Genomic DNA, 19,716 nt, shown 5'->3' with positions numbered 1-19,716 from the left:
ACGACGACGTTGGAGACTGCCCGATGATCAAGGTCCTCGACGGCGTGCGCGTGCTGGAGCACGGCACCTTCATCACCGGCCCGGCGGCCTCGATGCTGCTGGCCGACCTGGGCGCCGACGTCGTCAAGGTCGAGCTGCCCGGCACCGGCGACCCGTTCCGCGCCTTCAAGGGCGGGCTGTATTCGCCGCATTACCAGACCGTCAACCGCAACAAGCGCAGCGTCACGCTCAACACCAAGCAGCCGGCCGACCTGGAGCGGTTCGACGCCCTGGTGAAGGACGCCGACGTCTACCTGCAGAACTTCCGGCCCGGGTTCGCCGAGCAGATCCACACCGGCATCGACCGGCTGCGCGGCATCAACCCGCGGCTGATCTATTGCGGCATCAGCGGTTTCGGCGCCACCGGCCCGGCCGCCCACCGGCCCACGTACGACTCGGTCGCGCAGGCCGCCAGCGGCTTCCTCGGCCTGCTGGTCAACCCGGAGAACCCGCGCGTGGTCGGCCCGGCGCTGGCCGACCTGGTGACCGGCTTCTACGCCGCCTACGGCATCCTGGGCGCGCTGTACGAGCGTGAACGCACCGGCACGGCGCGCAAGGTCGAGCTGTCGATGTTCGAGGCGATGACGCACTTCAACCTCGACGCCTTCCAGCACCTGTTCTCGGCCAACGAGGTGATGGGGCCGTTCAGCCGCCCCAGCGTGTCGCAGTCGTACGTGCTGGCCTGCCAGGACGGCAAGTGGATCGCCCTGCACATGTCCTCGCCCGAGAAGTTCTGGCAGGGGCTGGCCACCGCGATGGAGCGGCCCGACATCTTCCAGGACGAGCGCTTCGCCAGCCGGCAGGCGCGCATCGAGCACCAGGAGGACCTGATCGAGGTGTTGAAGCCCATCTTCGCCGCCCACCCGCGCGACGAGTGGTGCCGCCGCCTCGATGCCAACGACGTGCCGCATTCCCCTATGTACACGACCGCCGAGGTGCCGCAGGATGCCCAGGCCCGGCACCTGCAGCTGTTCGTGGAGACCGAGCATCCGGTGGTCGGCACCTTCCGCACCGTGCGCTCGCCGGTCTCCTTCGACGGCCAGCGCCCGCTGGAGGTGACGGCGCCGCCGCTGCTGGGCGAACACAACGACGAACTGGCGCAGGGCTGGAAGCCGCGCGCCGCGGTGAAGGAGACGAGCCGATGAACACGCGCCGCTGCCTGCTGGCTGCCCTGGGCGCCCTGGTCCTCGCGGGGCCGGTGGGCGCGCAGGAATTCCCGGCGCGCCCGGTGAAGCTGGTGGTGCCGTTCGGGGCCGGCACCACCACCGACATCGTGGCGCGGGTGTTCGCCGAGGCCATGGCCAGGCCGCTGGGCCAGCCCGTGGTGGTCGAGAACCGGGCGGGCGCGGGCGGCAACATCGGCGCCGACCAGGTCGCCAAGGCGCCGGCCGACGGTTACACCATCGTGATGGGCACGGTCGGCACCCATGCCATCAACCCGGGGCTGTACCGCCGCATGCCCTACGACGCGCTGAAGGACTTCGCGCCCATCGGCTTCGCCGGCTACACGCCCACGCTGCTGGTGGTGGCGGCCCAGTCTCCCATCAAGTCGCTGCAGGACCTGAAGGCGCTGGCCGCCAGGCCGGGCGCGGTGAGCTTCGCGTCGGCCGGCAACGGCACCTCGGGCCACCTGGCCGGCGAGCTGCTGAAGGCGCGCCTGGGCGGCGAGATGACGCACGTGCCGTACAAGGAAGGCGGACAGGCGCTCACCGACGTGATGGGCGGGCAGGTGCAGTTCATGTTCTACCACCCGGCCGCCGTGCTGCCGCAGGTCAAGGCCGGCAAGCTGCGCGCACTGGCCGTCTCCAGCAGCAAGCGCAGCGCCGCCGCGCCCGAGGTGCCCACCGTCGCCGAACAGGGCGGCGGCGACTTCGACCTGGTCGCCTGGTTCATGCTCTATGCGCCGGCCGCCACGCCGGCGCCGGTGCTGGCCCGGCTGCGCGACGCCGTCGCGCAGGCCGTCGCCAACCCCGAGGCCAAGGCCAAGCTGGCCGCCCAGGGCCTGGAGATCCCGGTCCTCAAGCCCGATGAGATGGCCGCCTTCGGCAAGGTGGAACTCGCGAAATGGTCGGAGCTGGTCAGGCGCTCCGGCGCGCAGGTGGACTGAAGAAATCCGCCGCGCGAAACGACTCTGACAACCCCCTGCAAGCAAACGACGAGGAGACAGACATGACCATCACCCGCCGCCGTATCCTTTCCGCCGCCGGCGCCGCCGCCGGTGCGCTGTCCGGTCTGCCCGCGCTGGCGCAGGCGCCCGCCGGCGCGCCGCTGCGCATCGGCAGCACCCTGGCCCTGACCGGGCCGCTGTCGGCCACCGCGCTCACGCACAAGCTGGTGGGCGAGATCTACGTCGAGCAGGTGAACAAGCGCGGCGGCCTGATGGGCCGCAAGGTCGAGTGGCTGGTCAAGGACGACCAGTCCAAGCCCGACCTGGCGCGCACGCTGTACGAGCAGCTGGTCACCAGCGACAAGGTCGACCTGCTGATGGGCCCCTACGCCACCGGCGCCATCCTGTCGGCCATGGGCGTCGCCCAGCGCTACAACAAGGTGCTGGTGCACCACACCTTCGGCATCCCGTCGCTGGCCAAGTACGACATGCAGTTCCCGGCCTGGTCGCTCGGCCCCGACCCGCAGAACACGGTGTCGAACTCGCTGTTCGACATGCTGCAGACCGCGCCCAAGCCGCCCAAGACCATCGCCATCGTCACCAGCAAGTTCCCGTCCATCCACTTCATGTCGCTGGGCGGCCGCGAGGTGGCCAAGAAGCGCGGGCTGCAGGAGGTGCTGTTCCTCGAGTGGGACTTCGGCAACCGCGACTTCGGCCCCATCGCCGCCCGCGTGAAGGACGCCAACCCCGACCTGGTGTGGATCGGCGACATCGGCCTGGAGGGCAACATGCTGCTCGACGCGATGAAGAAGATCGACTACACGCCGCCGCTGCACTTCCACATGTACCCGGCGCCCGGGCCCATGACCAAGAACGCCGACGGCGACAAGGCGCTGTCGGTCACCATCTTCGAGGAGCACCCGCCCTTCACCAGCAACCCGGTGGCGGCGGAGTTCGTCAAGGCCTTCAACGAGCGCGCCAAGGCCGCCAACCTGCCCGACACCTCGGTCGAGGTGCAGGCCGCGGCGTCCTACACCGCCTGGCAGATCCTGGAGGCCGGCATCAAGGGCGCCAACAGCCTGGACGACCGCAAGATCGCCGACTACCTGAAGAAGAACCGCATCGACACCATCCAGGGCAAGCTGCGCTTCGACGGCGCCGGCAACTACGGCGACGACCTGATGAAGATCAAGCAGGTGCAGGGCGGCACCTGGAAGGTCATCTGGCCGACGCAGTTCGCGGCGCCGGGCGCCAAGCTGCAGACGCGGTGATGGGGCGGGTGGCCACGGGCGTGTCGCGCCGTTCCTGTCCTTTCCGGCGTCGTCACGGCGGGTTGACCCGTGGTGCACGTCACGGCGGGATGACCCCTGCTGTCCGTGATGGCGGGCCGCCCCCCGATGTCCGTCATTGCGGGCTCGACCCGCAATCCATCTCCGGGAGGGGACCGCGGCCGGCGCTCGAATCCGTCCCGGGCTGGGCGACGCTCCGGGGATGGATGCCGGGTCAAGCCCGGCATGACGGGGCAGGGGGGCTAGACCGGCGTGACAAAGCCCAGGGTCGATCCCGGCCTACGGGGCCGGTGACACGCCACGGATCCATCGCATGACCCTTCCCAGCATCAACCTGCTGCTGCAGTCCATCCTGTCGGGCGTCTTCATCGGCGCCCTGTACGGGCTCATCGGGCTGGGCCTGGGGCTCACCTGGGGGCTGCTGCGGCAGATCAACCTGGCCCATTTCGGGCTGGTGTTCGTCGGCGCCTACCTCACCTACCAGATGGGCGAGGCCTGGAAGATCGACCCGCTGTTCGCCCTCCTGGTGCTGCCGCCGCTGTTCTTCGTCGTCGGCGCCGGCATGCAGTGGGTGCTGTCGCGCTTTCGCATCTCGCCCTTCAACTCGCTGCTGGTCACCTTCGGGCTGACGGTGATGATCGAGAGCGCGGTGCAGGGCATCTGGACCGCCGACTACCGGCGGCTGGAGTCGCACTACAACGCCCTGAAGTTCACCATCGGCAAGCTGTACGTGCCGGTGCCCGAGCTGCTGACCCTGGTGCTCGCGCTGGCGGTCGCCTTCGGCGTCTGGGCGGCGATGCGCTACACCGACCTGGGCAAGGCCATGCGCGCCATGGCCGAGGACGGTCCCATCGCCGCCGCCTACGGCGTCAACGCCCGCTGGCTCGCCCTGCTGCTGGCCGGTGGCTGCGCCGCGCTGGCGGCGCTGGCCGGCGTCTGCCTGGCGCTGACCTTCACGCTGGCACCGTCGCAGATCTTCGCCTGGGTCGGCGTGGTGTTCGCCGCCGTCATGCTCGGTGGCCTGGGCAGCGCCCTCGGGCCGCTGGTGGCCGGCGTCATCATCGGCGTCAGCGAAGCCGTCACCATGGCCGTGGCCTCGCCCTCGTGGGCGCCCATCGTCTCGTTCTCGCTCCTGATCGGCATGCTGCTGCTGCGGCCGGGGAAAGCCGCATGAACCGCACCTACCTCGGCATCCTGCTCGCGGGCGTGGCGCTGGCCACCGTGCCCTGGCTGGGCGTGCCGACCTTCTACGAGTCCATCCTGTACCTGGTGTGCCACTGGGCCATCCTGGCGCTGTCGTGGAACATCCTGTCGGGTTACTCGGGCTACTTCTCGTTCGGCCACGGCGCCTTCTTCGGCATCGGCATGTACACCACGGCGGTGTTCGCCGGCAAGCTGAACTGGCCGTTCCTGGCGACGCTGCCGCTGGCCGCGCTGCTGCCGGCGCTGCTGGCGCTCGGCCTGGGCTTCGTGGTGTTCCGGGTGCGGGCGGTGCGCGGCGAACTGTTCGCGCTGCTCACGCTGGCCGTCACCTTCGTGGTGGCCACCATCATCCTGAACACGCCCGTCGACGGCGGCCCCGGCGTGTACCTGAACGCGGTCGACGTGCCGCGCATCGGCCCCACCGCCTCGTCGTCCATCTACCTGATGGTGCTGGCCACGGCGGTGGTCACCCTGCTGGTCTCGTATGCGGTGCAGGCCTCGCGCCTGGGCGTGGGCCTGTTCGCGATCCACGACGACGAGGACGTGGCCGAGGTGATGGGCGTGCCCACGCTGGGCTACAAGCTGGCCGCCTACGCGCTCTCCTGCGCGCTGGCAGGCGTGGCCGGCGGCATCCACGCGCTGTTCGTCTCCTACGTCACCGCCGGCGAGACCTTCAACATCACGGTGCCGCTGACGGTGGTGCTCATGAGCGTGCTGGGGGGCACGCGCCACTGGGCCGGCCCGGCCATCGGCGCCGCCGCCATCACCGGCCTGCTGTACTTCTTCACCGCCGGCGACCATGCGGTGGCCGGCAAGGCGGCGGTGGGCGCGGTGCTGGTGGTCGTCATCCTGTTCCTGCCCGATGGCCTGCTGGGGTTCTGGCTGCGCCGGCGTGCGCGCCAGCTGGCGGCCACGCCGATCCCGCAGCCGCCCGACAGTGCTCCCGCCCCTGCGGCACCGCCGCAGGCACCGGCCGTGCACACCGGCCAGCCGCTGCTGGAGGTGCGCCAGCTGTCCAAGGCCTTCCGCGGCGTGCAGGCGCTCGACCGCGTGACGCTGCAGGTGCGCCAGGGCGAGATCCTGGGCCTGCTGGGCCCCAACGGCTCGGGCAAGTCGACCTTCATCAACGTCGTCAGCGGCCACTACCCGCTGTCGGGCGGCGAGATCGTGTTCGGCGGCCAGTCGCTCACCGGCGCGCCGCCGCACCGGGTGGCCCGGGCCGGCATCGCCCGCACCTACCAGATCCCGCGGCCGTTCCAGCACCTCAGCGTGCTGCAGAACGTCGCCCTGCCGGCCATGTTCGGCGGCGCCGCTCTCGACCAGCGCGGGGCCGAGCGCGAGGCCTGGAAGTGGCTGGAGTTCACCGGCCTGCAGGCCCGCGCGCACGCGCTGCCCGAGGACCTGAACCTGCACCAGCGCAAGTTCCTCGAGCTGGCCCGGGCCCTCGCATCGCGGCCGCGGCTGGTGCTGCTGGACGAGGTGCTGTCGGGCCTGACGCCGGCCGAGATCGACGGCGCCATCGACCTGATCCGCCGCATCCAGGCGCAGGGCTCCACCATCGTCTTCGTCGAACACGTGATGCGTGCCGTGATGGCCCTGACCGACCGCATCGTGGTGCTCAACCACGGCAAGCTGATCGCCCAGGGCCTGGCCAACGACGTGATGCAGGACAGCGGCGTGGTCAGCGCCTACCTCGGAAAGCCCGCCCATGCTTGATATCCAGGACGTGCAGGCCGCCTACGGCGCGGCGCCGGCGCTGTGGGGCGTGTCGCTGCGGGTCGATGCGGGCGAGCTGGTGTGCGTGGTCGGTCCCAACGGCGCCGGCAAGAGCACGCTGATCAACGTCATCGCCGGCCTGCACCGCGCCCGCGCCGGGCGGATCATGGTCGACGGCCAGGACGTGACGCAGCTGGCGCCACACCGCTTCTGCGGCCGCGGCGTCGCCATCGTGCCGGAGGGCCGGCGGCTGTTCACCGGCATGACGGTGCAGGAGAACCTCGAGCTGGGCAGCTTCCTGCCCGGCCCCAAGGCGGCCCGGGCGCGCACGCTGGAGCAGGTGCTGGCGCTGTTCCCGGCGCTGCGGCAGAAGCTGGGGCAACCGGCCGGTTCGCTGTCCGGCGGGCAGCAGCAGATGGTGGCCATCGGCCGCGCGCTCATGAGCCAGCCCAAGCTGCTGCTGCTCGACGAACCCTCGCTGGGCCTGGCGCCCGCGGTGGTGCTGGACATGTTCGAGGCCATCCGCTCCATCAACGCCGGCGGCACCTCGGTGCTGCTGGTCGAGCAGAACGTGGCCATGGCGATGGAGCTGGCGCGCCGCGCCTACGTGATGGAGGAGGGGCGCATCGTGGCCGAGGGCATCGCCTCCGAGCTGATGCACCGGCCGGAGATCCGCAAGGCCTACCTGGGCCTGGAGACGCACTGACGCACCGGCGCCCGCTGCGGCGCCAGTGTTGCGCACCCCGGAAAACTCATTTGCGGCCGGCCGCTTGCCCGCCGTGGGCGGTCGGCCCTAGAGTTCGCCGCCGACGACGATGGAGACCCACATGACCGATCCGATGACCGACAAGCTGCTGGTGCGCGAGCTGGTGGAGCGCTGGGCCGTGTGGCGCGATGCCGGCGACTGGGACCGCTTCGCCACCTGCTGGCACCCCGACGGCGTGATGATGGCCACCTGGTTCCAGGGCCCCTGGCGCGAGTTCATTCGCGTGACCCAGGAGGGCTGGGCCAAGGGCGTGAGCATCCTGCACTTCCTGGGCGGCAGCGCGATCGAGGTGCAGGGCGACCGCGCCATCGCCCAGACCAAGATGACCATCTCGCAGCGCGGCATGGTCGAGGGCATCGACGGGCCGGTGCTGTGCGACGTGGTGTGCACCGGCCGCTTCTACGACTTCGTCACCCGGGACGAGGGCGCCTGGAAGCTTCTGCACCGCCAGCCGATCTACGAGAAGGACCGGCTCGACCCGGTCGACCCCAGTGCGCAGCTGCGCCTGGACAAGGACTTCCTCGCCGCCATGCCCGAGGGCTACCGCCACCTGGCCTACATCCAGACCCGCATCGGCTACAAGGTCAAGATGGACATGCCGATGCTCAAGGGCCCCGAGGTGCAGGACCTGTACCGGCGCGGCGCGGCCTGGCTGGCCGGCGGCCCGCTGGAGCGCTGAGATGGCGCGCCCCCTCGATCGCCGCCAGCTGCTGGTGCTGGCCGCCGCGGCTGCCGCGGCCGCCTCGTCGCCCGTCTTCGCGCAGGCCTATCCGAACAAGGCGGTGCGCATCGTCGTGCCGCAGCCGCCCGGCGGCGGCTTCGACAGCGTCGGCCGGCTGCTGGCCGACCGCCTGGGCAAGCAGATGGGGCAGGGCTTCGTGGTCGAGAACCGCGCCGGCTCGGGCACGCTGGTGGGCACCGACCTGGCGGCCAAGGCGGCGCCCGACGGCTACACGCTGCTGGTGGGGTCGGTCTCCAACCTGGCGCTCAATCCCGGCCTGTATCCCAACCTGCCCTACGACAGCCTGAAGGACTTCGAGCCGATCGGGCTGGCGGTGAGCTACAGCTACACGCTGATGGCCCGCAAGGACCTGCCGTTCAGGACGCTGCAGGACGTGGTGGCCTACGCCAAGGCCAATCCCGGCCGGCTGCTCTACGCCTCGGCCGGCAACGGCTCCGGCCAGCACGTGCTGGCGGCGGCCCTGTGGCACCTGGCCGGCGTCGAGATCACGCACGTGCCGTACCGCGGCGCGCAGCCGGCCTACCAGGACCTGCTGGGCGGCCGCGTCGACCTGTTCTTCGACCTCTCGCCGACGGCGCGCGTGCAGGTCGACGCCGGCAATGCCCGCGCGCTGGCGGTCTCGGGCCCGGCGCGCAACCCCATGCATCCCGACGTGCCGACCGTGCTCGAGACCAGGGTCGCGCAGCTGGAGCTGGAGTCGTGGTTCGGCCTGTTCGCGCCGGCGCGCACCCCGGCCGACGTGCTGGCGCGGTTGCGCGAGGCGTTCGGGCAGGTGGTGGCCGCGCCCGAGCTGGGCGAGTCGCTGGCCAAGGGTGGCGGCAAGCCGCTGCAGCTGACCGGGGAGGCGGCGCGCGCCGTCGTGCGGCGCGACGTCGAGCGCTGGGCGCCCCTGGTGCGCACGCTGGGCGTGCGGGCCGACTAGCATCCACGGTTTTTTTCGTTCCACTGGAGAGTCATGAAAGTCCTCGGCATTTCCGGCAGCCTGCGCGCCGGCTCGTACAACACCATGGCGCTGCGCGCCGCCCAGAAGCTCGCCCCGGCCGGCATGGAGATCGAGGTCGCCAGCATCGCCGAGGTCCCTCTGTACAACGACGACGTGCGGGCGGCGGGCGAACCGGCGCCGGTCAGCGCGCTCAAGGCCAAGGTGCGGGCGGCCGACGGCATCCTGCTGGTGACGCCGGAATTCAATTTCTCGATTCCCGGCGTGCTGAAGAACACGCTCGACTGGCTGTCGCGCCCGCCCGAGCCGCCGTTCGCCGGCAAGCCGGTGGCCATCATGGGCGTCAGCCCCGGCCCGGTCGGCACGGCCCGCGTGCAGTACGACCTGCGCAAGGTGCTGGTGTTTCTGGACGCCTTCACCGTGAACAAGCCCGAGGTCTTCATCAACAACTGCGCCTCGAAGTTCGACGCCTCGGGCAACTTCACCGACGAGGCCGGTTCCAGGTTCATCGGCGACCTGCTGGTCTCGCTGCAGAAGCTCAAGGCCCGTCTGGGCTGAGGCCGGCGGCCTCGCGCACAATCGCGGGCTTGTCGTTTCCGCTCATCACCGATCCGGCGTTCTACGCCGCCGCCATCCCGGCCGTCCTGCTGCTGGGCATCAGCAAGAGCGGCTTCGGGGCCGGCTTCGGCTCCCTGGCCGTCCCCATCCTGGCGCTGGCCGTGCCGGTGCCGCAGGCCGCCGCCATGCTGATGCTGCCGCTGCTGCTGATGGACATCCTCGGCCTGCATGCCTTCCGGCGCGACTTCGACTGGCCGCTGCTGCGCTTCCTGCTGCCCTGGGGCCTGCTGGGCACGCTGTGCGGCACGCTGCTGTTCAGGGTGCTCGACTCGCACCTGGTGGCCGGCATCACCGGCGTCTTCACGCTGGCCTTCCTCGCCCAGCGGCTGCTGTTCCCGCCGCGCGCGGGCAGCGGCGCCTGGCCGAAGTGGCTGGGCGCGCTGCTCTCCACCACCTCCGGCTTCACCAGCTTCGTCGCCCACGCCGGCGGGCCGGCCGTCAACGCTTATGTGATCCCGATGCGGCTGCCGCCGGTGGTGTTCACCGGCACCATGGCGGTGTTCTTCTTCGCCATGAACATCGCCAAGTGGGTGCCGTACGGCTGGCTGGGGTTGCTGGACCTGCGCAACATGGCCACCTCGCTGGTGCTGCTGCCGATCGCGCCGCTGGGCGTGTTCGCCGGCATCCGGATCGCCCGCCGCATCCAGCCGGTGCTGTTCTACCGGCTGCTGCTGCTGGGCATGCTGCTGACCGGCTCCAAGCTGGTCTGGGACGGCTTCCTCGCCTGAGCGCCGCCGGGCTCAGGCCCCGGGACGGTCGCGGTCCCAGCCGGGCGGGCGGTCGTCGCCGACGTGGCGCCGCGCCGCGACCTCCTCGCGCTCGCGCGCCAGCTGCTCCTCCAGCTGGCGGCGCCCCTGCTTGACGACGGCGATGATCTTGGAGCGGTCCTTGCGGTTCGGGTACATCTGCTCGAACAGCTCGATGTTGTGGCGGCGAAAGCGCATCGCCAGCCGGCGCGCCTCGTGCGGGCTCTGCCCGAGCAGCTCCAGCACCGTGCGGCCGCTGCGCAGGCTGGCCTCGAACAGCTCGCGCTCGACGTGCATCACCTGGCGGTCGCGCAGCTCGTTCCAGTGGGTGACGTCGCGCGCCCGCGCCACCAGCTGCAGGTGGGGGAAGTGCTCGCGCGCCAGGTCGACGATGGCCAGCGACTGGTCGGCACTGTCCACCGCCACCACCAGCACCCGCGCCTTGTCGGCGCCGGCGATGCGCAGCAGGTCGAGCCGGCTGGCGTCGCCGTAGAAGACCTTGTAGCCGAACGAGCGCACCACCTCCACCATGTCGGCGTCGTGGTCCAGCACCGTGGCGCGCACGCCCTGCGCCAGCATCAGGCGGCCGACGATCTGGCCGTAGCGGCCGAAGCCGGCGATGATGACCGGGGCGTCCTGTTCGGCGCTGATCTCCTCCAGCGTGCGGCCGCCGCCACGGGTGAAGCGGGCGGCCACGAAGCGGTCGATGGCCACCAGCAGCAGCGGCGACAGCAGCATGGAGACGGCCACGGCGCCGATCAGCAGCGAGGCGGTGGCGGCCGGGAAGACATGCGCGCCGGCCGCGGCCTGGAACACCACGAAGGCGAACTCGCCGCCCTGGGCCAGCAGCAGGGTGAACACCGGCCGGTCCTGCCGCTCGATGCCCATCGCCTTGGCCAGGAACCAGATGACGGCCGCCTTCAGCAGCAGGAAGCCGGCGACCAGCCCGGCCATCAGCAGCGGCTGGGCGAGCAGGGCGCCGAAGTCGATGCTCATTCCCACGGCGATGAAGAACAGCCCGAGCAGCAGGCCCTTGAACGGCTCGATGTCGGTCTCGAGTTCGCGCCGGTACTCGCTCTCGGCCAGCAGCACGCCGGCCAGGAAGGCGCCCAGCGCCATCGACAGGCCGACGATCTGCATCAGGGCGGCGATCGCCACCACCAGCAGCAGCGCCGCTGCGGTGAAGATCTCCGGCGTGCGGCTGCGCGCGATCCAGCGCAGCAGCGGACGCAGCGCCAGCCGTCCGCCCAGCACGATGGCGGCGATGACGGCGACGATCTTCAGGCCCTGCAGCAGCACGCCGTCGCCAGCCCCGTCGTCGGGCTGCACCCCGGCCAGCAGCGGCACCAGCGCCAGGATGGGGATGGCGGCGACGTCCTGGAACAGCAGGATGGAGAAGTTGGCCTGGCCGCTGCTGGTGGGCAGCAGGTTGCGCTCGCCCATCACCTGCAGTGCGATCGCCGTCGACGACAGCGCCAGGCCCAGCGCCGCCACCAGGCTGATGCGCCAGTCGGCGCCGGCCAGCACGCCGGCGCCGAACAGCACCACGGCGCAGCCGACGACCTGCGCGCCGCCCCAGCCGAAGATGGGCCGGCGCAGGTTCCACAGGCGGCGCGGCTCCAGCTCCAGGCCGACCAGGAACAGCATCAGCACCACGCCGAATTCGGCGAAATGCAGGATGTCCTCGACCTCGGTGACCAGGCCGATGCCCCAGGGCCCGATGGCGATGCCGGCGGCGATGTAGCCGATGATGGAGCCGAGGCCGAGCGCCCGCGACAGCGGCACCGCGATCACGGCGGCGCCGAGGTAGATCAGGCTGCTGGACAGCCAGGCCGGCAGGTGCTCCATCAGCGGGCCTCCCGGTGCACGGGATTGGCCGCGTAGTCGGCCAGGCGGTCGGCGGGCTGGTCGGCCGGCCGGTCCGAAACGGGCACCTCGCAGGCGACGCAGGCCGGCAGGTCCTCCAGCTCGGGCCAGTCGGGGTGGCTGCGCAGGCGCTCGGCGAACACCCCGGCATGGGCGTCGATCTCGGGCTGGTGGGCGCGGTGGGCGCCGTGGAACACCAGCGGCGGCAGGAAGCGCATGCCGCACAGTGCCGCCGTCTGCTCGTACGGCGGCAGGAAGGCGTCGAAGAAGTAGCGGTTGTAGCCCTGCGGGTGGTAGGAGGCCTCGGGGCCGCCGGTGGTGGCCACCAGCCACAGGTCCTTGCCGTTGAGCGCCGTGCCGGTGCGGCCGTACGCCCAGCCGTGCGTGAGCACCTCGTCCAGCCAGAGCTTCAGCAGCGCCGGCATCGAGTACCACTGGATGGGGTGTAGCAGCACCAGCAGCCGCGCCCGCGCCAGGTGGCGCTGCTCGGCGGCGACGTCGATGTCGTAGTCGGGGTAGCTGGCGTACAGGTCCTGCACCTGCACGCCCGGGGTGGCGCGTGCGGCCTCCAGCAGGCGGCGGTTGACGCGCGACTCGCGCCAGTTCGGGTGCGCGGCCAGCACGTAGGTGCCGGGGGTTTCGGCGACGGCGGGAGCGGGCTCATCCATGTCACGAACATACCGTAGATGCGGCCGCCGATGGGGCCATGCGTGCGCAGAGCAGTTGCACGAGCAGCTGCGCCCGGCAAGCCGTTGTCGCTGGCTGGACACCGGAGCCGGCGCCGCCGCCCTACAGTGGCGGCATGAAGACCTTCGCCTCCCTCGCCGAGCTCGTGCCCCTGGTGGGCCAGGAAGTCGCCGTCAGCGACTGGGTCGACATCACCCAGGAGCGCATCGACCGCTTCGCCGAGGCCACCGGCGACCACCAGTGGATCCACGTCGACGTCGAGAAGGCCAGGGCCGGCCCGTTCGGCGCGCCGATCGCGCACGGCTACCTCACCCTGTCGCTGCTGCCGCTGTTCTTCGAGACGGCGATCACGCTGGGCGGCGCCCGGATGGGCGTGAACTACGGGCTCAACAAGGTGCGCTTCACGGCCCCCGTGCCGGTGGGCAGCCGGCTGCGCGGGCGCCTGACCCTGCTGGCCTGCGAGGCGATCGCCGACGGCGGCATGCAGATGACGTGGAAGGTCGCGGTCGAGTGCGAGGGCAGCGACAGGCCGGTCTGCGTGGCCGAGTCGATCGCCCGCCGCTACTGAGCGGCGAAGCCGTTCTGCCGCCAGGCCTCGAACACCGTCACCGCCACGGCGTTCGACAGGTTCAGGCTGCGCTGGCCGGCGCGCATCGGCAGCTTCAGCTGCTGGGCGGCCGGGAAGGTGGCGCGCAGCGCCGGGGGCAGGCCGGCCGACTCGGAGCCGAACACCAGCCAGTCGCCGGGCGCGAACGCGACGTCGTGGACCGTGCGGGTGCCGCGGGTGGTGAGCGCGAACAGCCGGGCCGGATCGGGCCGTTCGGCCGCCAGCAGCGCCGCCCAGTCGGCGTGCCGGCGCACCTGGGCGTACTCGTGGTAGTCGAGGCCGGCGCGCCGCATCAGGCGGTCCTCCATCGAGAAGCCGAGCGGCTCGACCAGGTGCAGCGCACAACCGGTGTTGGCCGCCAGCCGGATGACGTTGCCGGTGTTCGGCGGGATCTCCGGCGCGACCAGGACGATGCGGAACATCAGGCGTCCTCCGTGCGGGCCAGCACGATGGCGGACACCGCGGCGGCGCCGGCGGCACGCACCACCCGCGCCAGCGCGTACAGCGAGGCCCCGGTGGTCATCACGTCGTCGACCAGCAGCACCGCCTGCCCGCGCAGCTCGGCGGCGCGCCCCGGCTCGAGCGTGAAGGCACCGCGCACGTTGGCCTGGCGGGCGGCATGGTCGAGCGAGGCCTGTGCCGGCGTGTCGACCAGCCGCAGCGCCAGCCGCGGATCGGCGCGGCCGGGTGCCAGCTGCCGGGCCAGCTCGTGCGCCTGGTTGAAGCCGCGATGGGCCAGGCGTTCGCGCGACAGCGGCATCGGCAGCAGCCAGCGGGCACCGGCCACCAGGGCGCGGGCGGCGGGATCGCGCAGCAGCAGGGCGGCGAAGCCGTCGGCCCAGCCCGGCTCGCCACCGAACTTGAAGCGGCCCACCAGGCCGGACCAGGGATAGCCGTAGCTCACGGCGGCGTGGCAGGCGTCCAGCGGCGGCGGCTCGCGCAGGCAGCGTCCGCACTGCGCCACGCCGTCGGGCAGGGCCAGCGCGCAGCGCGGGCAGCGGTGGCGCCGGGGCGCGAAGCGCTCCAGGCAGGCGGCGCACACCGGCGCGGCCGGCCACGCGCGGCACACCTCGCAGCGCGCCGGCGTGGCGCGCGACAGACCCCGGACCAGCTCCCCCAGCATCGGGTCAATATACTGCCGCGTGCCCGACCAGCGCCCCCCCACACTGGATCCCCCGGCGGTCGCCCGCTGGGACCGGGCGGCGCCGTTGCAGGCGCCCTGGCTGCACGAGGAAGTGGCGCGCCGCATGGCCGAGCGGCTCGAGTGGATCAAGCTGGCGCCGCAAGCCTGGGCCCACTGGGGGCCGCTGCGTGGCGGGCTGGCCATCCAGCCCGCCATCGAGCAGCGCTACCCGGCCGCGCGCTGCCTGCTGGTCGAGCCCGCCGGAGCGCGCCAGGCGGCGGTGCAGGCCGTCGCCGCCCGGCCCTGGTGGCGGCGCTGGGGCGGGCCGCGGCGCGAGGTGGTGGCCGGCGTCCCCGACGGCGCGGTGCAGATGCTGTGGGCCAACATGGCGCTGCACGGCACGGCCGATCCGCAGGGGCTGCTGGCGCAGTGGCACCGGGCGCTGGCGCCGGACGGCTTCCTGATGCTGTCCTGCTTCGGGCCCGACACGCTGCGCGAGCTGCACGGGCTGTATGCGACGCTGGGCTGGCCGCCGCCCGGGCCGCAGTTCACCGACATGCACGACTGGGGCGACATGCTGGTGCACGGCGGCTTCGCCGAGCCGGTGATGGACATGGAGCGGCTGACCCTGAGCTGGGAGTCGCCGGCCCGGCTGCTGGCCGAACTGCGCGAACTGGGCGCCAACGTGCACCCGGACCGCTTTCCCGCCCTGCGTGGCCGCCGCTGGCGCGCCCGGCTCGAGCAGGCGCTGGACGAGCGCCTGCGCGGCCCCGACGGCCGGCTGGCAATGACGTTCGAGATCGTCTACGGCCACGCCATCAAGCCGGCGCCGCGGGTGAAGGTGGCCGACCGCAGCGCGGTGTCGCTGGAGGACATGCGGGCCATGCTGCAGGCGGAGCGCCGGCCCGGCAAATAGTTGCCGAGGCGGATTTGACGAAGGTCAACACCGCTACAATGCCCGGTTGATTTGTGAGCGTCACCGTCGATGCCGGTATTTCGTTTCGCGACCGTCCAGGGCCAGAACATCGTCTGGTTCCTGAAGCGCAACTGCTCGGTCACGCCGACCCAGCTGGGGTGGTTCTATGCCTCGCTGTGTGTCGTGTCGCTGGCCATCGCGGCGCTGTTCTGGTTGCACGGCGCGACGCTGATCCTGCCGTTCGCCTGGCTGGAGCTGGGGGCGGTGGGGCTGGCATTCCTGGTGTACGCGCGGCATGCGGCCGACGGCGAGCGCATCTCGCTGCAGGACCGCCGGCTGGTGGTCGAGTTGGAGAGCGCCGGGCAGCTGCAGCGCACGGAGTTCGATCCCGACTGGGTGCGGGTCGAGCCGCGCACCGGCGGGCGCTCGCTGATCGAGGTGTCCGCCCGCGGGCGTTCGGTCAGCGTGGGACGCTATGTGCGGCCGGAGTTGCGGCCGCTGCTGGCGCAGGAGATCAGGAGCGCCCTGCGCGAGCGGGTCGCGGTGCGCTGAGGGCGCGCGGGTTTTGTAGTGATTGATCAGAACGGAACAGGAACGATGAAGAGCCTTTCGACCATGGCCCGGGCGCTGGCCCTCGCGGCCGCGGCCTCTGCCGGTGCCGCGCACGCCGTGAACGACCTGCCCGGCGGCCCGGGCGTGCGGCAGCTGAACCTGCCGGCGGCGGCCACCCGCATCGCGGTCGAGCAATCCTGGCTGCACTGGTTCATGCTGATCACCTGCACGGTGATCTTCGTGGCCGTCTTCTCGGTCATGTTCTATTCGATCTGGAAGCACCGCAAGTCGGTCGGCCACAAGCCCGCCAACTTCCACGAATCGGTGACGGTCGAGGTCATCTGGACCCTGGTGCCTTTCCTCATCGTGATCGGCATGGCGCTGCCGGCCACCAAGGTGCTGGTCGCCGCCAAGGACACCAGCAACGCCGACCTGACCATCAAGGCCACCGGCTACCAGTGGAAGTGGGGCTACGACTACCTCAACGGCGAAGGCTCGGGCCTGTCGTTCCTGTCGACGCTGCTGCCCACGCACCGCGAGATCTCGAACGCGGGCGCCAAGGCCGACGTGCCGGACAACTACCTGTTCGAGGTCGACAACCCGCTGGTGGTGCCGGTCAACAAGAAGGTCCGCATCATCACCACCGCCAACGACGTCATCCACGCCTGGGGCGTGCCGGCGTTCGGCGTCAAGCAGGACGCCATCCCCGGCTTCGTGCGCGACACCTGGTTCCGCAGCGAGAAGACCGGCGACTTCTACGGCAACTGCTACGAGCTGTGCGGCAAGGAGCACGCCTACATGCCGATCCACGTCAAGGTGGTGACGGCGCAGGAATACACCGCCTGGGTCGGCGACCAGCAGAAGCGGGCCGCGGCCAAGCAGGACGACCCCAACAAGGTGTGGCAGCTCTCCGACATCGTCACCCGCGGCGAGAAGGTCTACGCCGCCAACTGCGCCGCCTGCCACCAGCCCAACGGCAAGGGCGCCGGCCCCATCAAGGCGCTCGACGGCTCGCCCATCGTGCAGGACGCCGACAAGTCCAAGCAGCTGCAGGTCGTGCTCAACGGCAAGGGCGCCATGCCGGCCTGGAAGCAGCTGTCCGACACCGACATCGCCGCCGTGGTCAGCTACACCAAGAACAACTGGTCCAACAAGACCGGCCAGGTCGTCCAGCCGTCCGAAGTGCTGGCGCAGCGCGGCAAGTAATCCAGGCATCCCGAGGTCACACCCCATGAGCGCAGTTCTCGACACCCACGGTCACGCGCACGAGCACGACGACCACCATGGCGCCCCCACCGGCTGGCGGCGCTGGGTCTACGCCACCAACCACAAGGACATCGGGACCCTGTACCTGCTGTTCTCGTTCACCATGCTGATGGTGGGCGGCCTGCTGGCGCTGGGCATCCGCGCCGAGCTGTTCCAGCCCGGCCTGCAGGTGGTCAACCCCGAGCTGTTCAACCAGCTCACCACCATGCACGGCCTGATCATGGTGTTCGGCGCCATCATGCCGGCCTTCGTGGGCTTCGCGAACTGGATGATCCCGCTGCAGATCGGCGCATCCGACATGGCGTTCGCGCGCATGAACAACTTCAGCTTCTGGCTGATGGTGCCGGCCGGCATCATGCTGGTGGGCTCGTTCTTCATGCCGGGCGGCGCCCCCGCCGCCGGCTGGACGCTCTACGCGCCGCTCACGCTGCAGATGGGCCCGTCGATGGACGCCGGCATCTTCGCGATGCACGTGCTGGGCGCCAGCTCGATCATGGGCTCGATCAACATCATCGTCACCATCCTGAACATGCGCGCGCCCGGCATGACGCTGATGAAGATGCCGATGTTCGCCTGGACCTGGCTCATCACCGCCTACCTGCTGATCGCCGTCATGCCCGTGCTGGCCGGCGCGATCACCATGACGCTGACCGACCGCCACTTCGGCACCACGTTCTTCAACCCCGCCGGCGGCGGCGACCCGGTGATGTACCAGCACATCTTCTGGTTTTTCGGCCACCCCGAGGTCTACATCATGATCCTGCCGGCCTTCGGCATCATCAGCCAGGTCGTGCCCGCCTTCTCGCGCAAGCGCCTGTTCGGCTACGCCTCCATGGTGTATGCGACCAGCTCGATCGCCATCCTGTCGTTCATCGTCTGGGCGCACCACATGTTCACCACCGGCATGCCGGTGACCGGGCAGCTGTTCTTCATGTACGCGACCATGCTGATCGCTGTGCCCACGGCCGTGAAGATCTTCAACTGGATCGCCACCATGTGGCAGGGCTCGATGACCTTCGAGACCCCCATGCTGTTCGCGGTGGGCTTCATCTTCGTGTTCACCATGGGCGGCTTCACCGGCCTGATCCTGGCGATCGCCCCGGTCGACCTGGTGCTGCAGGACACCTACTACGTGGTGGCGCACTTCCACTACGTGCTGGTGGCCGGCTCGCTGTACGCCATGTTCTCCGGCTTCTACTACTGGTCGCCCAAGTGGACCGGCGTCATGTACAACGAGACGCGCGGCAAGATCCACTTCTGGTGGTCGCTGATCGCGTTCAACGTCACGTTCTTCCCCATGCACTTCCTGGGGCTGGCCGGCATGCCGCGCCGCTACGCCGACTACGCGATGCAGTTCGCCGACTTCAACGCGATCGCCTCCATCGGCGCCTTCGCCTTCGGCCTCGCTCAGGTCTACTTCTTCATCTTCGTCGTGCTGCCCATCATGCGCGGCCAGGGCGCCCCGGCGCCCCAGCGGCCCTGGAACGACGCCGACGGCAAGGGTGCCGAGGGCCTGGAGTGGGAAGTGCCGTCGCCGGCCCCCTTCCACACCTTCGAGGTGCCGCCCCGCCTGAACGCCAGCGCCACCCGCGTGCTGGATGCGCAGCCCTCCGGCCACTGATCTGCCCGGACCCATGGCCATGGCCACCGACGATGACCGCAAGAAAGCCAACCGCCGCCTGGGCCTGATCCTGGCGTCGGTGGCCATCGTCTTCTTCCTGGGCTTCATCGCCCGCATGGCGCTGTTCAGGGGCTGAGCCGGTGGCCACGCGCAAGTCCCACAACCTGCGGATGGTCGGCAAGCTGTGCGTCGTCGCGGCCGGCATGTTCGCGTTCGGCTACGGGCTGATCCCGCTCTACAAGCACATCTGCGAGCTCACCGGCATCAACATCCTGGCGCTGGGCGAGCAGCAGGTGCCAGGCGCATCGCGCGCGCCGGCCAACTCGCAGGTCGACCTGTCGCGCACCATCACGGTCGAGTTCGATGCCAACTCGCGCGGCCCCTGGGACTTCAAGCCGGCGCAGCGCACGCTGCAGGTGCACCCGGGCCAGCTCACCACGGTGATGTACGAGTTCCAGAACGTGCAGAACCGGCGCATGTCGGCCCAGGCCATCCCCAGCTACGCACCGCGGCAGGCGGCGGCGCACTTCAACAAGATCGAGTGCTTCTGCTTCAACCAGTACACGCTGGAGCCGGGCGAGAAGAAGCAGTGGCCGGTGGCGTTCGTCATCGACCCCAAGCTGTCGAAGGACGTCACCACCATCACGCTGTCGTACACCTTCTTCGAGGTGGGCGCGGGCACCCCGCCGGCACCGGCCGGCGAGGGGGCGAGGTCGTGAACGTGCTGCGCACCGCGCGCGCGGTGGCCTGGTCGTTCCTCGGCATCCGCCGGGGTGCCGGCCTGGAAGAGGACATGAAGCAGCTCAATCCCGTCCACGTCATCCTGGTGGCGCTGGTCGGGGTGTTGCTGCTGGTGGGCGGGCTGGCCATGCTCGTCCACTGGATCGTTTGAGAATCACGGAAGAACCGAAA

Annotated in this window: 22 protein-coding genes; 18 read left to right on the top strand and 4 right to left on the bottom strand. The window is 70.6% G+C overall.

All coding sequences use genetic code 11. From position 1 onward, the window contains the following. Window positions 1–23: 23 nt before the first annotated feature. From GON04_RS11525 to GON04_RS11480, 10 genes are all read left to right on the top strand, one after another. Window positions 24–1,184: a CaiB/BaiF CoA transferase family protein gene (locus GON04_RS11525; RefSeq protein ID WP_157398004.1), complete on the top strand. Its 1,161-nt coding sequence runs from the start codon at window positions 24–26 to the stop codon at window positions 1,182–1,184. Beyond that, on the top strand, window positions 1,181–2,146 hold the full coding sequence (locus GON04_RS11520; protein ID WP_157398003.1) for a Bug family tripartite tricarboxylate transporter substrate binding protein: 966 nt from the start codon (window positions 1,181–1,183) through the stop codon (window positions 2,144–2,146). The genes GON04_RS11525 and GON04_RS11520 overlap by 4 nt, the downstream gene beginning before the upstream one ends. Window positions 2,147–2,208: 62 nt before the next feature. Continuing rightward, complete coding sequence (locus GON04_RS11515; protein ID WP_157398002.1) at window positions 2,209–3,417, top strand: amino acid ABC transporter substrate-binding protein; 1,209 nt, start codon at window positions 2,209–2,211, stop codon at window positions 3,415–3,417. 331 nt (window positions 3,418–3,748) lie between these two features. Continuing rightward, window positions 3,749–4,609 (top strand): branched-chain amino acid ABC transporter permease, encoded by an 861-nt coding sequence (locus GON04_RS11510; RefSeq protein WP_232532978.1) that lies wholly within the window; start codon window positions 3,749–3,751, stop codon window positions 4,607–4,609. Then, the gene (locus GON04_RS11505; RefSeq protein WP_157398001.1) at window positions 4,606–6,354 is read left to right on the top strand and encodes a branched-chain amino acid ABC transporter ATP-binding protein/permease; all 1,749 of its coding nucleotides are present in this window, start codon (window positions 4,606–4,608) and stop codon (window positions 6,352–6,354) included. The genes GON04_RS11510 and GON04_RS11505 overlap by 4 nt, the downstream gene beginning before the upstream one ends. After that, window positions 6,347–7,060, top strand: coding sequence for an ABC transporter ATP-binding protein (locus tag GON04_RS11500; RefSeq protein ID WP_157398000.1), 714 nt, complete (start codon window positions 6,347–6,349; stop codon window positions 7,058–7,060). Before GON04_RS11505 ends, GON04_RS11500 begins: the two co-directional genes overlap by 8 nt. Window positions 7,061–7,181: 121 nt before the next feature. Continuing rightward, window positions 7,182–7,799, top strand: coding sequence for a nuclear transport factor 2 family protein (locus GON04_RS11495; protein ID WP_157397999.1), 618 nt, complete (start codon window positions 7,182–7,184; stop codon window positions 7,797–7,799). A 1-nt stretch (window position 7,800) separates the two neighbouring features. After that, the gene (locus GON04_RS11490; protein WP_157397998.1) at window positions 7,801–8,784 is read left to right on the top strand and encodes a Bug family tripartite tricarboxylate transporter substrate binding protein; all 984 of its coding nucleotides are present in this window, start codon (window positions 7,801–7,803) and stop codon (window positions 8,782–8,784) included. Between the two features lie 33 nt (window positions 8,785–8,817). Then, on the top strand, window positions 8,818–9,360 hold the full coding sequence (locus tag GON04_RS11485; protein WP_157397997.1) for an NADPH-dependent FMN reductase: 543 nt from the start codon (window positions 8,818–8,820) through the stop codon (window positions 9,358–9,360). A gap of 29 nt (window positions 9,361–9,389) precedes the next feature. Continuing rightward, window positions 9,390–10,148 carry a sulfite exporter TauE/SafE family protein gene (locus GON04_RS11480; protein WP_157397996.1) on the top strand — a complete coding sequence of 253 codons (759 nt, stop codon included), beginning with the start codon at window positions 9,390–9,392 and terminating at the stop codon, window positions 10,146–10,148. 12 nt (window positions 10,149–10,160) lie between these two features. Here the strand turns inward: GON04_RS11480 and kefC are convergent, their stop codons facing one another. After that, window positions 10,161–12,014 (bottom strand): glutathione-regulated potassium-efflux system protein KefC, encoded by a 1,854-nt coding sequence (gene kefC / locus GON04_RS11475; protein WP_157397995.1) that lies wholly within the window; start codon window positions 12,012–12,014, stop codon window positions 10,161–10,163. Further along, the gene (gene kefF, locus GON04_RS11470; RefSeq protein ID WP_157397994.1) at window positions 12,014–12,700 is read right to left on the bottom strand and encodes a glutathione-regulated potassium-efflux system oxidoreductase KefF; all 687 of its coding nucleotides are present in this window, start codon (window positions 12,698–12,700) and stop codon (window positions 12,014–12,016) included. Before kefF ends, kefC begins: the two co-directional genes overlap by 1 nt. A gap of 134 nt (window positions 12,701–12,834) precedes the next feature. On the opposite strand from kefF, the gene GON04_RS11465 reads away from it, so the two are divergent. Further along, the gene (locus GON04_RS11465) at window positions 12,835–13,287 is read left to right on the top strand and encodes a MaoC family dehydratase (RefSeq protein ID WP_157397993.1); all 453 of its coding nucleotides are present in this window, start codon (window positions 12,835–12,837) and stop codon (window positions 13,285–13,287) included. Here the strand turns inward: GON04_RS11465 and GON04_RS11460 are convergent. Together GON04_RS11460 and GON04_RS11455 are read right to left on the bottom strand one after the other, a co-directional pair. Next, complete coding sequence (locus tag GON04_RS11460; RefSeq protein ID WP_157397992.1) at window positions 13,281–13,748, bottom strand: tRNA (cytidine(34)-2'-O)-methyltransferase; 468 nt, start codon at window positions 13,746–13,748, stop codon at window positions 13,281–13,283. The genes GON04_RS11465 and GON04_RS11460 overlap by 7 nt on opposite strands. Further along, the gene (locus GON04_RS11455) at window positions 13,748–14,449 is read right to left on the bottom strand and encodes a ComF family protein (protein ID WP_157397991.1); all 702 of its coding nucleotides are present in this window, start codon (window positions 14,447–14,449) and stop codon (window positions 13,748–13,750) included. The genes GON04_RS11460 and GON04_RS11455 overlap by 1 nt, the downstream gene beginning before the upstream one ends. A gap of 19 nt (window positions 14,450–14,468) precedes the next feature. Between GON04_RS11455 and GON04_RS11450 the strand changes: the two genes are divergently transcribed. The 7 genes from GON04_RS11450 (at window position 14,469) to GON04_RS11425 (ending at window position 19,696) form a co-directional block, all read left to right on the top strand. Then, a complete protein-coding gene (locus tag GON04_RS11450) occupies window positions 14,469–15,365 on the top strand; it encodes a class I SAM-dependent methyltransferase (RefSeq protein ID WP_181654001.1) in 897 nt (298 codons plus the stop codon). 69 nt (window positions 15,366–15,434) lie between these two features. Continuing rightward, the gene (locus GON04_RS11445; protein WP_157397990.1) at window positions 15,435–15,917 is read left to right on the top strand and encodes a DUF2244 domain-containing protein; all 483 of its coding nucleotides are present in this window, start codon (window positions 15,435–15,437) and stop codon (window positions 15,915–15,917) included. 45 nt (window positions 15,918–15,962) lie between these two features. Continuing rightward, entirely contained in the window at window positions 15,963–17,123 is a 1,161-nt protein-coding gene (gene coxB, locus GON04_RS11440) for a cytochrome c oxidase subunit II (protein WP_157397989.1), read from the top strand. A gap of 25 nt (window positions 17,124–17,148) precedes the next feature. After that, window positions 17,149–18,804, top strand: a complete 1,656-nt coding sequence (ctaD, locus tag GON04_RS11435) for a cytochrome c oxidase subunit I (protein WP_157397988.1) — start codon at window positions 17,149–17,151, stop codon at window positions 18,802–18,804. Window positions 18,805–18,823: 19 nt separating this feature from the next. Beyond that, entirely contained in the window at window positions 18,824–18,940 is a 117-nt protein-coding gene (locus tag GON04_RS26765; protein WP_220132911.1) for a cytochrome oxidase small assembly protein, read from the top strand. Between the two features lie 34 nt (window positions 18,941–18,974). Continuing rightward, the gene (locus tag GON04_RS11430) at window positions 18,975–19,523 is read left to right on the top strand and encodes a cytochrome c oxidase assembly protein (protein ID WP_157398486.1); all 549 of its coding nucleotides are present in this window, start codon (window positions 18,975–18,977) and stop codon (window positions 19,521–19,523) included. Next, window positions 19,520–19,696 carry a DUF2970 domain-containing protein gene (locus GON04_RS11425; protein WP_181653999.1) on the top strand — a complete coding sequence of 59 codons (177 nt, stop codon included), beginning with the start codon at window positions 19,520–19,522 and terminating at the stop codon, window positions 19,694–19,696. The genes GON04_RS11430 and GON04_RS11425 overlap by 4 nt, the downstream gene beginning before the upstream one ends. The last annotated feature ends 20 nt before the right edge of the window (window positions 19,697–19,716 follow it).

It is taken from the genome of Ramlibacter pinisoli (genome assembly GCF_009758015.1).
Lineage (GTDB): Bacteria > Pseudomonadota > Gammaproteobacteria > Burkholderiales > Burkholderiaceae_C > Ramlibacter > Ramlibacter pinisoli.
This window is presented reverse-complemented; position numbering and strand designations above follow the sequence as displayed.